Genomic DNA, 13,630 nt, shown 5'->3' with positions numbered 1-13,630 from the left:
CGCAGTGAGGGCAATGTGATGAGTGATAATAACGAGCTGGGCATTCTCGCCCGCCGCAAAATTGAAGCAGAAATTATTAAGCCAATTTATGAAATCCTGGTGCGCGAGATAGGGAAAACCCGCGCCCAGGCGGTCATCGGCGAGGCGATTGAGCAGGCGGCAATTGACGCAGGCAAAGCGTTTGCCAGCAAAGAGCCCAACGGCGCGGACGTAAAGAGCTTTATCGCCCTTCAGTATCTGTGGGAGAAAGATAACGCGCTGGAGGTGAAGGTGCTCGACGCCGACGACCAGCAGTACAACTACAACGTGACCCGCTGCCGCTACGCGGAGATGTATCATGAAATGGGGCTGGGCGAGATTGGTCATCTTCTCTCCTGCGCGCGCGATGAAAAGTTCATCGTTGGCTATGCGCCGGACGTGAAGCTGACCCGCACGACCACCATCATGCAGGGCGGTGCGTGTTGTGACTTCCGCTACCGCAGCGCTAAGGACAAGACATGATCCGCGTCAACGCCGAACGGCTGTGGTCAACGCTAGAGATGATGGCGCAGATTGGCGGCACCCCCGCCGGTGGCGTCACCCGTCTGGCACTGAGCGAGGAAGATCGTATTGCGCGCAACCTCCTGCGCGACTGGGCGCTGGAGGCAGGATTCACCTGCGATATCGACAGCATGGGCAATATGTTTATCCGTCGCGCGGGGAAAAACCCGCAGCTTGCCCCAGTCATGACGGGTTCCCATTTGGATACCCAGCCGCTGGGCGGAAACTACGACGGGGTGTACGGCGTGCTGGCCGGGCTGGAGCTGCTGCGCACGCTGAACGATAACGCGATTGAAACCGAGCGCGACGTCGTGCTGGTCAACTGGACCAACGAAGAAGGCGCGCGCTTTGCCCCGGCGATGCTGGCCTCCGGCGTCTGGGCAGGCCAGCTCACGGAAGACTTTGCATACGCCAGGATGGACAACCAACGGATAACCGTTCGCGAGGCGCTGGAAGCGATTGGCTATCGCGGCGAACGCCCTGCCCGCGCATTTCCGCTTCACGCCTGCTATGAGCTGCATATTGAGCAGGGGCCGATCCTCGAAGAGGAAGAGATCGACATCGGGCTGGTGCGGGCGGCCATGGGCCAGCGCTGGTTTACGGTAACGCTCGACGGTTTTGCCGCCCATGCGGGAACGACGCCGATGCACAGCCGCCGCGATGCGGTTATCGCCTTCGCCGGGCTGGCGCTGAACGTGGAGGAGATTGGGTATCAATTTGCGCCGGACGGACGCGCGACCATCGGCATGGCGCAGGTTACGCCGAACTCGCGTAACGTTGTCCCTTCGCGAGTGGAATGCAGCGTGGAGTTTCGCCACCCTTCACAGGACGCACTTGAAGCCATGGAAGCCGCGCTGCATGTGGCGACAAAAAACCTGGCCGCACGCGGCGTGACGGCCAACGTCGAGCGCATCTTCGACTATGCGCCAATCGACTTTAACGAAGCCTGTCTGGCCCGTACGGAAAACGCCGTCGCCGCGCTGGGCTATTCGTCAAAATCGATGGTCTCCGGTGCCGGACACGACACCTGCTACGTCAGTAAGGTGGCCCCTGCCAGCATGATTTTTATCCCCTGCGTGAAGGGCGTCAGCCATAACGAAGCGGAAAGGATCCTGCCGGAGTGGTCAGAGAAAGGCGCGAATGTGTTATTGCACAGCGTCCTGTCTGCGGCGCTTGAGCGATAGAGCGGTGCGAATGCAGAAGATCTCTGCTTTCGCCTGAATCTACACGGCAACGCGTCGGCTGATTTCGACGACGCGATCGCTGGGAAGGTGATAGTGGTTGATGACGTGCGTGCAGTTGCGCTTCATAAAAGCAAAGATGTGCCGCTGCCAGGCCGCCATGCCCGCCTCACCTTCACCTGCCACAATGGTTTCATGCCCGACATACCAGGTGGCGTCATCCGTGGCAAAAATTGCGTTGACCTCGCTGACGCCCTGCAGCAACCGCGGGATGTCCGGGTGTTCCATAAAGCCATACTGCGCCACGCCGTGCCAGTAGCCCGGTGCGCGCTGCTCCACTCTTATACGTTGTTCTTCCCCCACGTAGGGCACGTTGAGAATATCAATGGTCAGCGACAACACGTCCTGCTGTAGCGCCCGGTTGCGCGCGACGTGCCAGCGCATGACCGGCGGGATATTGTTCTGGGTTCGGGTCAAAAAGATGGCGGAGCCCGCCACTCTGGGCACCGTCTTTTGCTGAAGCTGGGCAAAGAAGGCATCCACGCTGACGCCCATCTCGCCCACCGATGCCGATACCGCCTTAACGCCCCGGTGCCAGATCAGCATCACCGTGCAAACAGCGGCGGCCATCAGCAGCGGAATATAGCCGCCTTCCAGCACCTTAATCAGATTGGCAAACAGGAAGGTGGCATCAATCACCAGGAAACAGAAGGCAATGACCGCGCTGCTGACCAGGCTCCAGCGCCACACTTCCCGCATAGCGACAAACAGAAGGCCCGTGGTCATCAGCATGGTTAATGACACGGCGATGCCGTACGCCGCGGCAAGCTTGTCGGAGGATTTAAAGAACACCACCAGCCCGATGGTCACCCCCATCAGCAGCCAGTTTATTATCCCGATGTAAATCTGGCCGTAGCTTTCTGCCGCCGTCTGTTTGATGCGTAACCGGGGCAACCAGCCAAGCTGAATGGCCTGGCGCGTCATCGAAAAAGCGCCGGTAATAATCGCCTGGCTGGCGATGATTGTCGCCAGCGCGGCAAGAATGATGAGCGGAACCTGCAGCGCAGGCGGACACAGCGTATAGAAAAGATTCTGTTTGCTGTCGGCACCTGCCAGAATCAACGCTGACTGACCGGCGTAGTTGAGCAGCAGCGAAGGAAAGACGACGCCGTACCAGGCAAGCCAGATGGGCTTTTTACCAAAATGCCCCATGTCGGCATACAGGGCTTCGGCACCCGTCACGCAGAGAAACACGCCGCCCAGGACCAGGAAGCTGGTGTACCCGTTCGAAAACAGAAACGCGATGCCATACGCGGGATTGAGGGCCAGCAGTACCGAGGGGTGTTGCACGATCCCCCGCACGCCAAGAGCTGCAATCGCCAAAAACCACACCGCCATCACCGGGCCAAATATTTTCCCTATACGGGCGGTACCAAAAGGTTGGATAAGAAACAGCGCCAGCAGAACCGCGACCGTCAGGGGTAGTATGTACGGCTGGGACGCCGGGAACACCATTTCCAGCCCTTCGAGGGCAGACAGGACGGAGATGGCCGGGGTTATTGCGCCGTCACCGTATATCAGCGCGGCGCCAATCAGGGCGGCAAAAATGACCCAGCGTCCGCCTTTGCCCTTTTCCACCAGAAGCGACATCAGGGCCATGATGCCCCCTTCGCCATGGTTATCAATTCGCATGGCAAAGGCGGCATATTTTATGGACGTCACCAGGATGAGTGTCCAGGTTATCAGGGAGAGCAGGCCGAGTATGACGCCGGGCGTCGAGTCATGCTCAGAGAGCGAAAGCACCGTCCGGAAGGTATAAAGCGGGCTGGTGCCAATATCACCAAAAACGACGCCAAGCGCCCCTCCTGCAAGCAGGGTTAACCGGGAGAGCGGTTGGGACGCTTCACTGCTGTGGCGAGGGCTCATATTTTCCAGCAAGAGTCAGATAATCCTATAAAAAACATAGCGCATCTGCCCCACCCGCGCCAACCGCGCGCCCTGTTTTACTGCGGATTGACCTTCGCCAGGCTGAACCAGATCCCCACCGCCAGCAACAGCAGCATTCCCCCCGCACTGCCCAGCGCCACGCTGTGTGAGGTGATAAACGCGCTTTTCGCCGCCTCTATCACCGGTTCCGCCAGGGTCGGCGTGAGATCCTGCGCCACCTTCATCGCCTCACCGATGGATGACGAAGCTTTATCGACGAGCGAGGCATCCAGCCCCCGCGGCAGGTCAATCGACGCCGAGAAGCTGCGGGTCAACAGCAGACCAAAGATGGCGATCCCCAGCCCGGCCCCAAGCTCATAGGACATGGTTTCAATTGCGCCTGCGGCGGCGGCTTTCTCTTTCGGCGCGGCCGCCATAATGGCCGAGGTCGAGGCCAGCAGCGCGCTGGCGGCGCTGAAGCCGAGCAGCACCATTAGCCCCCACGCCTGCCACTGCTGCGTGCTGAAGTCGAGCATCGACAGGCCGATAAAGCTCACGGCACTGAGCCCCATTCCGCCTGCCGCAACGATGCGTAATCCTAAACGCCCGACCAGCACGCCCGCGATCGGGCCACTGAACCCGCTGGCGACCATCACCGGCAGCATGAACATGCCCGCTTCAAACGGCGTAAAGCCATGAACAAACTGCAGCTCCTGGGCCATCAGGAGCTCAAAGCCGACCAGGGCAATCATGGCGGTCATCGCCATGACCACGCCGCTCAGGATGATGCGATGGCAGAACAGACGCATGTCGATCATCGGTACGCGAGCGCGAAGCTGAATACGCACGAAAATGAACAGCAACATCGAGCCGGTAACCAGCGCGGACGCGACGATCCACGGTGACAGGGTGCCCTTCAGGGCGGTTTTCGCGCTGTAGACCAGCAGTAAAACCGCCACAATCAGCATCACGGCATGGCTGATATTCAGCGGCTGCTCCGGACGCCCCTGCTGAGGCGGCACGAAGCGCGCGGCCAGCGACACCACCACCAGCACAATCGGCACGTTGATCAAAAACACCGAGCCCCAGTAAAAATGCTCGAGCAGCATACCGCCAATCAGCGGGCCAAACGCCGCCCCGCCGGACCCCACCGCAGCCCAAACGCCCAGCGCGATATTACGATCCCGCGCGTCGGTAAAGAGCGTGCGGATCCCGGCCAGCGTGGCTGGAATAATCATTGCTGCACCGATTGCCAGCGAGGCGCGCGCCGCAATCAGCCACCCGGCTGATGGCGCAAACGCTGCCGACAGCGACGACAGGCCAAACAGCGTGCTGCCAATCATGAGCAATCGTTTAAAACCGATACGGTCGCCCAGCGCGCCCATCGGCAGCACCATTCCCGCCATCACCAGCGAATAGATATCGATGATCCACAGCAATTCATTGCCGCTGGCGCCCAGCGTCATGCTCAATGTCGGTGCCGCCACGTGCAGCACCGTCGCGTCGATCGCCACCGGGATATAGACCAGCACGATAATCACTAACGCTAACCACTGACGAAACATAAATTTCCTTTTCATTTTAAACATGGACACATGTCCAGGATGCGATCCTACGTAAAGTTGAACGAGTGTCCAGCTTTTTGTTACACTCGTTTCATTCCCATTGAGAGTGAGTAAACATGCGATATCTGAGCAAGGATGAACGGCGGGAAGCCATCTTACAGGCAGCCATGCGCGTGGCGCTGGCAGAAGGACTGGCGGCAATGACGGTACGCCGCGTTGCGGCTGAAGCCGGAGTCGCCACCGGACAGGTGCATCATCACTTTACGTCCGGCGGGGAGCTAAAATCGCTGGCCTTCGTACGGTTGATTCGCGAGCTGCTGGATGCAGATGTCGCGGGTAAACAGGCCGGTTGGCGGGAGCAGCTTCATGCCATGCTCGGCAGCGATGACGGGAGGTTTGAGCCCTATATTCGCCTGTGGCGTGAAGCCCAGATCCTTGCCAGCCGTGATGCCGACATCAAGGGCGCCTATGTGATGACTATGGAGATGTGGCATCAGGAAACGGTGGCGCTAATCAAAGCGGGAACGAAGGCCGGGGCATTGCATCCGGGCGATCGGGCAGAAAATATTGCCTGGCGCTTGATTGGTCTGGTGTGTGGTCTTGACGGGATGTATATCTTAAACATGCCCGAAATGGACGAGGCCGCGTTTAACAGGCATCTCGATACATTAATTACGCTCGAGTTGTTTACTACCCCGGCTGAGCAGTGATGTTGCCGGGTGGCGGCGACGCCTTACCCGGCCTGCGTTTCACCATCTCCTCATCCGTTAAGACTGCAGCATGCCGTGCTGCATCAGGAAGCCCCACCAGGGAATGCCGAGGAACATGTGGATTAAAAACGTGCACAACGCCACGAGCGTACCGATAGTCCACCATGACTTGATGTCGTTGTACCCGGCAGCAAAGATAATCGGTCCCGCTGCGCCGCCATAATGCGTGATGCAACCCCCATAGGAGTTGGAAAAAAGAATGGCGAGAGCAAGCAGAACGGGTGCCGTTCCGGTAACCAGCCCCACGGTGGCAAAGACCGGCACCATCGCCGCGACGTACGCCCCACCTGAGGCAAAGAAATAACGAACCAGCACGCTGAGAAACACGATAATAACGATGGTCATATTCCCCGCGCTGAGAAAATTGAGGTGCGCTGACAGGAAATCAGCCAGCCAGCGGAAAAATCCCTCCTTGCTCAGCGTGGCGCTCAGACCGATGATGCCCCCGTACCACATCAGGGTATTCCAGCCGCCTTTGTTTTTCTGCACATCGCTCCAGCCGATAATATTAAACAGCAGCGCCGCGCCCATTGCGATAATGGCGACGGCGGATTCATTGAGCCCAAGCTGACGAGAAAAGATCCAGCCCAATAAGGCAGCGATAAAAATAACGACCAGGCCCTTCTCTTTGAGGCTCATTGCCCCGAGACTTTGCAAGCCGTTGGTAGCAATAGCGACATTATCAATTTTTTTAATTTCAGGAGATGCAACGCGATAGCAAATATAGGGAATAATACACAGCATCAATAACCCCAGCGGAGCTCCCGCCAGCATCCAGCCTATCCAGCTAATATGAACATGGAAGATATCGGAAATTAGCTGTAGCGCTAACGCGTTTCCGGCAAAGCCCGTTAAAAACATATAGCTGGTCGTTTTAGTCACCATATAGACATTGACCATTAAATAACGGCCAGCCTTGCACGGCGTCTCTTTTGGCGTTGAGCCTAATACCGTCGCGATGCTGTTAATAATAGGGAAAACCACGCCACCTGCCCGCGCGGTATTTGAGGGTGTCGCCGGTGCCAGCACCAAATCCAGCAAGGCGGTCACATACCCCAGCCTCAGCGTCGTGCTGCCAAACTTGAGGATAAACCAGTAGGCAAGGCGTTTCCCCAGACCAGTAGTAACAAACGCCGCGCTAAGCGTAAAGGCGCTAAACACCAGCCAGGTTGTACCTGAGGCGTATCCGCTCAGGACATCCATTGATTTGACAGGAGAATCCGGGAATTTTGTTACGGTAAAACAGGTTAATGCCACCGCGACCAGCATAATGACGGGTTCGGGATACGGTTTAATGACCAGCCCAACGATAGCAGACAGATATATGCCTGCCAGTATCCACGCCTCTTTGGTTAATCCATCAGGCGGAGGAATAAATATTGATAGTAATATTATTACGGCAAGTAAGATTGTTTTTAAAACATTGGATTTAAGCATATCTCACCCATGAGAAAAGGGTCCCTGAATAGCAGAGGCCGCACCAGAAAGAGGCCTCCACCGATTAAATACATTTGCCAAATGAATAACTAAAAATCACACACTAACAATATCGATATTATCACTCTCTTTGAATTGATATTCGGGCAGGGTATCAAAACTGAGATAGCGATAGATATTTTCATGCGCATCGTGAAGTTTATCCGTATAGCTAAAATAGTCTTCCACGGTTGGCATTTTACCCAGTATGGCAGCGACGGTGCTTAATTCAGCTGAGGCAAGGAAGACTTTCGCATTTGTTCCCAGACGATGCGGGAAATTTCGAGTGGACGTCGATACTACGTTGCTCCCCTCACGCACCCTCGCCTGGTTCCCCATACACAGGGAACAGCCCGCAGGCTCGATTCTCGCCCCCGATTTAATAAACTGATTAAAATAGCCTTCGCGGGAGAGCTGTTGGGCATCCATTTTTGTCGGCGGTGCGAGCCACAAACGCGCCTGGTTTTCGCTGGCACCGGCCATGATTTTCCCCGCAGCGCGGAAATGACCGATGTTTGTCATGCAGGAGCCAATGAAGACCTCTTCAATAGGGGTGCTGGCAACCTCCGAAAGTAACCGGGCATCGTCCGGATCGTCCGGGGCACAGACCACCGGCTCGGTGATTTCATTGAGATCGATCTCAATGACTGCCGCATATTCCGCGTCAGGATCGGCGCAGAGCAGTGACGGGTTAGCCAGCCACGCCTCAATTTCAGCAATGCGGCGCTCAAGCGTGGCGGCATTCTCATACCCTTGCTTAACCATCCAGCGCAGCAAGGCCGCATTGGAACGCAGATATTGCGCGACATTCTCTTCCGCAAGGCGCATAACGCACGCGGCAGCTGAGCGTTCGGCGGAGGCGTCAGCCAGTTCAAACGCCTGCTCTGCGCTTAACGTTTCCAGGCCTTCAATCTCGAGGATCCGGCCCGAGAAAACGTTACGCTTATTCTTTTTCTCGACCGTCAACAGCCCCTGCTTTCTGGCGTAGAGCGGAATGGCATGCACCAGGTCGCGCAGGGTGATCCCTTTCTGCATCTCGCCCTTGAAGCGCACCAGCACCGACTCAGGCATATCCAGCGGCATGATGCCGGTGGCCGCTGCGAACGCAACCAGCCCGGAACCGCCCGGGAAGGAGATCCCCAGCGGGAAGCGGGTATGGGAGTCGGCACCCGTGCCTACCGTATCCGGCAGCAGCATGCGGTTAAGCCACGAGTGGATAATGCCGTCACCCGGCTTGAGCGCCACCCCATTCCGGCGGGTGATAAACTGCGGCAGGGTTTCATGCAGTTGCACATCTACCGGCTTAGGGTAGGCAGAGGTGTGGCAGAAAGACTGCATCACCAGGTCGGCTGAAAACGTGAGGCAGGCCAGGTCGGTCAGCTCGTCGCGCGTCATCCCGCCGGTGGTATCCTGCGATCCCACGGTCGCGATCTTCGGCTCGCAATACTGCCCGGGACGGATCCCCGCCACGCCGCAGGCTTTCCCCACCATTTTCTGTGCCAGCGTAAAGCCGGTTTCGGATGGCGCAGGCAAAGCGGGCGTGCGGAATACCGCGGAAGGCCCAAGCTTCAGCGATTCCCGCGCTTTCGCGGTCAGGCTGCGTCCGATAATCAACGGGATCCGCCCGCCGGCGCGTACTTCGTCAAGCAGCACTTCGGTTTTAAGGGTAAAGGTCGTCACCAGCCGCTGGCTTTCTGTCTCACGAATTTCGCCCTTGTACGGGTAAAGATCGATCAGCATCCCGGTCGTCAGCGCGGAGACATCCATCTCTATTGGCAGCGCACCGGAATCTTCCAGCGTGTTGAAGAAAATGGGCGCGATTTTGCCGCCAAACACAAACCCGCCGTTACGTTTATTCGGCACGTACGGAATATCGTTCCCGATGTGCCACAGGATGGAGTTGGTGGCGGATTTACGTGAGGATCCTGTCCCCACAACGTCACCGACGTACACCAGCGGCCAGCCCGACGCTTTGAGTTCTGCCAGCTGGCGCAAAGGGCCACGTACGCCGGGTTCATCAGGTGCTACCCCTTCCCTGACGTTACTGAGCATGGAGAGTGCGTGCAGCGGAATATCAGGACGTGACCACGCCTCCGGTGCCGGAGACAAATCGTCGGTATTGGTCTCACCGGGAACCTTAAACACCTTCAGGGTAATTTTTTCAGGCATGGCCGGGCGGCGCGTGAACCACTCGGCATTTGCCCAGGAGTGAAGCACCTCTTTTGCCCGGACGTTGCCTCTCTTCGCTTTGGCTTCCACCTGGCTGAATTTTTCAAAGATCAGGATGGTAGAAGAGAGTTGCTCAGCGGCCAGCGGTGCCAGGTTCGGATGGTCAAGGAGCTCAATCAGCGGCTGGACGTTATAGCCCCCCTGCATGGACCCCAGCAGCGTCGTAGCCGCTTCAGGAGAAAGCCCGTTAACACGGTATTCCTGCAATGCCACCTTGAATAAAAAATCGGCTTTTAGCTTTGCCGCAGGATCGACGCCCGGCGGGACCCAGTGGGTTAATAAATTGATTAATAGCGGATGATGCGCGGGCGCATCATTTATTAAACGATAAATAAGTGCATCGGTTTGTTCCGCTGTTAACGGTTTCGCCGGAATACCCGATTCAGCGCGCGCTTTCTGGTGCTGATGATAATCATCTAACATAGGTTCTCCTGTTAAAGCTAAAGTTGTTCACAAAATTCGGTTAATCGTTCGAGTCCGTAAGGCCATTCGCCAAAACCGGACTCAGAATTAATATGTCCGGCCTCACCGATATCGATGAGATGGCCGCGCCAGCACGTTGCCCAGTAGTGAGCGCGAGCAAAAGGCATCAGAGGATCGTTTCGGCTGGCAAATATCATGCAGGGGACGGGTAATGGCGTTGGCTGAATGGCCTCTTCGAGGCCGAAAAAAGCGGGTTCAGCCGGTGCGACCATCACCACCCCGGCGACGTTTACCCGCCGCGTTTGCAGCAGCCGACATGATGCCAACGCGCCAAAGCTGTGGCCGACGAGGACGGCGGGCAGCGGGCACATTGCCAGCTCGCGGGTAATGGCGGAGACCCAGTTTTCGATATCGGGCTCAAACCAGTTTTTCTGCTGGATCCGTTTCCAGAAGGGAAAACGCCGACCCCAGCAGCTTTGCCAGTGATGTTCATCGCTGTCTCTGAGACCCGGGACCAGAACAAGGGTATAACCCTTACTGAGCTGTTGCAGGCGTTGTTCAATCATGACGTTTTCCTGTTACGCTATTCGCGATTAGTCGGGTGGAAATTGCGACAATAACCAGCCAACGGAAATAAGATCGGCGCTACCGCCGGGGCTTAAATTGCGTTTGATAAATTCCGCGTCCATTCTGAGCAGCGCGATAACTAATTTATCCGCCGTGAGACGTTTTATTTTTAATAACCGCCTTGAATAACGTCTGGCATAATTCAGCCCTTCAATTCCGCCTCGGGAAACCAGATTGGTATCCGGATTCGCCGCCATCAAACCCAGCAGCATTCTCAAGAGCGCTACGTCTTCGGATTCGCCCTGACCTGACGCGGTGCGCAGGTGCGGGAGACCCGCCTGGCGAACGGTGATAAAACCGCTGGCCGCTTCCCCTCTCGCCCCGGTAAACCCGTATGTCTGGAACTGCTGCTCGCCCTTCGTTCTGGCGATACCGGTCGTTTTCAGCTCCTGTTCAACGATGCCGGTACAGATAATGCGGGTCTCGCGGCATAAGCTGCGCTGCGTAAGCGTTTCATCCCTTTGCGACAGACGTCCCGCCGCGGCACACAGCAGCCCCAGAGAGAAGATCCCGCCTTTATGGGTATTCACCCCGCCAGTGGCGTCAAACATCGCCTGCTCGCAGGCCAGACCGGTCGGTCTTATGGCCCGTAGCGTTTGCGGGCCAGTAAGATGAGCCGTCTCTCTGCCAACGTTAAAGAACGTCGAGAACCAGGGCGCAATCGCCGCGATACTCGTTATGAAAAGCGCAAAATCCATGTCGTGATGCGCCCCGCTGTTTACACGATCCACCAGACCCGGCTTCGGGGTTAAGCGAATTTCCCGATACATGGCCTCGGTAGCCAGCTCAGCGAAGGTGCGCTGAACCTCTGGCGCATTACATCTGGCAAGCGAAGTAGTCATCGGTTAACGCCTCGATTACGCGCGTGAGTTCGGCCTGCGAATGATGCCGCGCACGCGAGCAAACATGGGCCGGTTCATGACAGATAAAGCATCGGCGCATCGGCTGCTGGATGGCGTTTCTTTTCAACAGTCCCGTCTTCGGACAAAACACGTCGATATCCCACAGGCGTCCCAGAGGATGGTTATCTTCCAGATGCGCCGTGACGTGTTTTATCATCCACGCGGGTGCCGACACCGACCAGAGCGCTTCTGGCCCCGTGACCGGCTGCAGAATCTGATGCCGACAGACCGTCCACTGATGCATGCGGAATACCTCGCCGAGGGCCTGATTCGCGACGGCCATCACCCGTCTGGTCAGGTCGGTATCCTTCACCTCCCCCGGCCAGACCAGCGTGACGGATACAACCGTATGTTCGGACTGAAACAGCCACGCCTGCTGGCGACGGGCTCGCTGTTCTCTGGCGCTCAACACCTGTTCCAGAGTGACTTTCACATTCGAGGCTTTATCCGTCATGAGGATTACTCCTTCACCTGGCGAACCACGTCTATCACGCTCCCGTCGCGGTAACGCACCACGCCGACGATCCGGTCAGTGAACTCGACAGGCTTGGGTTCACCCGAGATGAGCAGCGCCTTTTGATACAGAGCGTCGATGTCTACGACGGTCAGCCCGGCGTTAATCAGGCGTTCGCGAATTTCCGGGCGCGCCGGGTTCACGGCAATACCGTGATCGGTAACCAAAACGTCAATACTTTCGCCCGGCGTCACCAGAGTCGTGACCTGTCTGACGACGGTAGGAATGCGGCTGCGGATCAGCGGGGCAACCACGATGGTGAGATTGGCCGCCGCGGCGACGTCGCAGTGTCCGCCCGACGCACCGCGCATCACACCGTCGGAACCGGTCAGGACATTGACGTTGAACTGGGTGTCCACCTCCAGCGCGCTGAGGATGACCACGTCCACCCTGTCGCAGCAGGCAGCTTTTGCAGCCGGGTTCGCATAGACGTTGGTGGAAATTTCCACGTGTTCGGGATTGACCGCCATAGAAGCTGCCGCCGTGCCGTCAAAGCTTTGCGTATCGAGGATCTTCTCGATTAACCCTTTCTGATGCAGATCGACAATGCTGCCGGTGATCCCACCGAGCGCGAAGCGAGCAACGATATTGTGTTTGCGCATCCGGATTTCCATAAACCGTGTACAGGCGGTTGACGCCGCCCCTGAACCGGTCTGAATCGAAAAGCCGTTGCGGAAATAGCCGGAGTGTTCGATAACGTCGGCAGCAGAGCGGGCAATCATCAGCTCGCGCGGATTGCTGGTGACCCTGGCGGCACCTACGCTGATTTTTGCCGGGTCACCGACGCTCTCAATCTGCACCACATAGTCAACCTGATCCTGAATAATACTGGCCGGCAGGTTGGGGAACGGCTTCAGGGTTTCGGTAAGCAAAACCACCTTTCTGGCATATTTTGCGTCGACCATCGCATAGCCGAGAGAGCCGCACTGCGATGTGCCGCCGTTGCCGCTGGCATTGCCATATTCGTCGCTGCACGAAACAGCCAGAAACGCGACATCAATGGCGATTTCGCCCTTCTGAATCAAATTTACCCGCCCGCCGTGGGAGTGGATTTGTACCGGCTCGTCCATCAGCCCGTGCGAAATCGCATCTGCCAGTTCGCCACGCATCCCGGAGGTGTAGATTTTGCCGATCACGCCATTGCGTATGTGATCTATAAGCGGCGTATTGCAGGACATTAATGAGCTGGACGCGAGCGTGATGCCTTTCAGGCCGCGCTGAGCCAGTTTGTCCATTACGTAATTGATGACCTTATCCCCTTCGCGGAAGGCGTGATGGAAAGACACGGTCATGCCGTCATGCAGATCGCAGCGGGCCAGCACCTCGTCCACGCTGGCAAACAGTTTGCGCTGTGACTTTTGCTGGCTGTCAGCAAGATAAGGCGTCGTCGCGTTAGCGCCGCTGAAGGCGACGTATTCACGGCGAGAGCCAGGAATGTGATGCAGGGTTTCAGTTAGGTTTTTCATTGTTCATCCTG

Annotated in this window: 11 protein-coding genes; 3 read left to right on the top strand and 8 right to left on the bottom strand. The window is 57.2% G+C overall.

Going from position 1 to position 13,630, the window contains the following annotated elements; all coding sequences use genetic code 11:
- The first annotated feature begins 18 nt into the window (after positions 1 to 18).
- Both L6R44_RS02370 and L6R44_RS02365 read left to right on the top strand, forming a co-directional pair.
- Entirely contained in the window at positions 19 to 501 is a 483-nt protein-coding gene (locus L6R44_RS02370) for an L-2-amino-thiazoline-4-carboxylic acid hydrolase (RefSeq protein ID WP_032640754.1), read from the top strand.
- Entirely contained in the window at positions 498 to 1,724 is a 1,227-nt protein-coding gene (locus L6R44_RS02365) for a Zn-dependent hydrolase (RefSeq protein WP_237423110.1), read from the top strand. Before L6R44_RS02370 ends, L6R44_RS02365 begins: the two co-directional genes overlap by 4 nt.
- A gap of 39 nt (positions 1,725 to 1,763) precedes the next feature.
- Here L6R44_RS02365 and L6R44_RS02360 read toward each other — a convergent pair whose 3' ends face one another.
- Both L6R44_RS02360 and L6R44_RS02355 read right to left on the bottom strand, forming a co-directional pair.
- A complete protein-coding gene (locus L6R44_RS02360) occupies positions 1,764 to 3,647 on the bottom strand; it encodes a potassium transporter Kup (protein WP_237423109.1) in 1,884 nt (627 codons plus the stop codon).
- 77 nt (positions 3,648 to 3,724) lie between these two features.
- Positions 3,725 to 5,212 (bottom strand): MFS transporter, encoded by a 1,488-nt coding sequence (locus L6R44_RS02355; RefSeq protein WP_237423108.1) that lies wholly within the window; start codon positions 5,210 to 5,212, stop codon positions 3,725 to 3,727.
- A gap of 116 nt (positions 5,213 to 5,328) precedes the next feature.
- On the opposite strand from L6R44_RS02355, the gene L6R44_RS02350 reads away from it, so the two are divergent.
- Positions 5,329 to 5,922, top strand: a complete 594-nt coding sequence (locus tag L6R44_RS02350) for a TetR family transcriptional regulator (RefSeq protein ID WP_237423107.1) — start codon at positions 5,329 to 5,331, stop codon at positions 5,920 to 5,922.
- Between the two features lie 57 nt (positions 5,923 to 5,979).
- Here the strand turns inward: L6R44_RS02350 and L6R44_RS02345 are convergent, their stop codons facing one another.
- The 6 genes from L6R44_RS02345 to citF all read right to left on the bottom strand — a co-directional run bounded on the left by L6R44_RS02345 (position 5,980) and on the right by citF (position 13,619).
- Positions 5,980 to 7,419 (bottom strand): anion permease, encoded by a 1,440-nt coding sequence (locus L6R44_RS02345; protein ID WP_237423106.1) that lies wholly within the window; start codon positions 7,417 to 7,419, stop codon positions 5,980 to 5,982.
- 96 nt (positions 7,420 to 7,515) lie between these two features.
- On the bottom strand, positions 7,516 to 10,110 hold the full coding sequence (locus L6R44_RS02340) for a bifunctional aconitate hydratase 2/2-methylisocitrate dehydratase (protein ID WP_237423105.1): 2,595 nt from the start codon (positions 10,108 to 10,110) through the stop codon (positions 7,516 to 7,518).
- Positions 10,111 to 10,127: 17 nt separating this feature from the next.
- Positions 10,128 to 10,676, bottom strand: a complete 549-nt coding sequence (locus L6R44_RS02335; protein ID WP_237423104.1) for an RBBP9/YdeN family alpha/beta hydrolase — start codon at positions 10,674 to 10,676, stop codon at positions 10,128 to 10,130.
- A 27-nt stretch (positions 10,677 to 10,703) separates the two neighbouring features.
- The gene (citG, locus tag L6R44_RS02330) at positions 10,704 to 11,579 is read right to left on the bottom strand and encodes a triphosphoribosyl-dephospho-CoA synthase CitG (protein ID WP_237423103.1); all 876 of its coding nucleotides are present in this window, start codon (positions 11,577 to 11,579) and stop codon (positions 10,704 to 10,706) included.
- Positions 11,554 to 12,093: a citrate lyase holo-[acyl-carrier protein] synthase gene (citX, locus tag L6R44_RS02325; protein ID WP_237423102.1), complete on the bottom strand. Its 540-nt coding sequence runs from the start codon at positions 12,091 to 12,093 to the stop codon at positions 11,554 to 11,556. Before citX ends, citG begins: the two co-directional genes overlap by 26 nt.
- A 5-nt stretch (positions 12,094 to 12,098) precedes the next feature.
- Complete coding sequence (gene citF, locus L6R44_RS02320) at positions 12,099 to 13,619, bottom strand: citrate lyase subunit alpha (protein WP_237423101.1); 1,521 nt, start codon at positions 13,617 to 13,619, stop codon at positions 12,099 to 12,101.
- Positions 13,620 to 13,630: the final 11 nt, after the last annotated feature.

It is taken from the genome of Enterobacter cloacae complex sp. ECC445, from assembly GCF_021892025.1.
GTDB classification, from domain to species: domain Bacteria; phylum Pseudomonadota; class Gammaproteobacteria; order Enterobacterales; family Enterobacteriaceae; genus Enterobacter; species Enterobacter chengduensis.
Note: the sequence above shows the minus strand (reverse complement) of the source record. Positions and strands in the feature narration are given on the sequence as shown.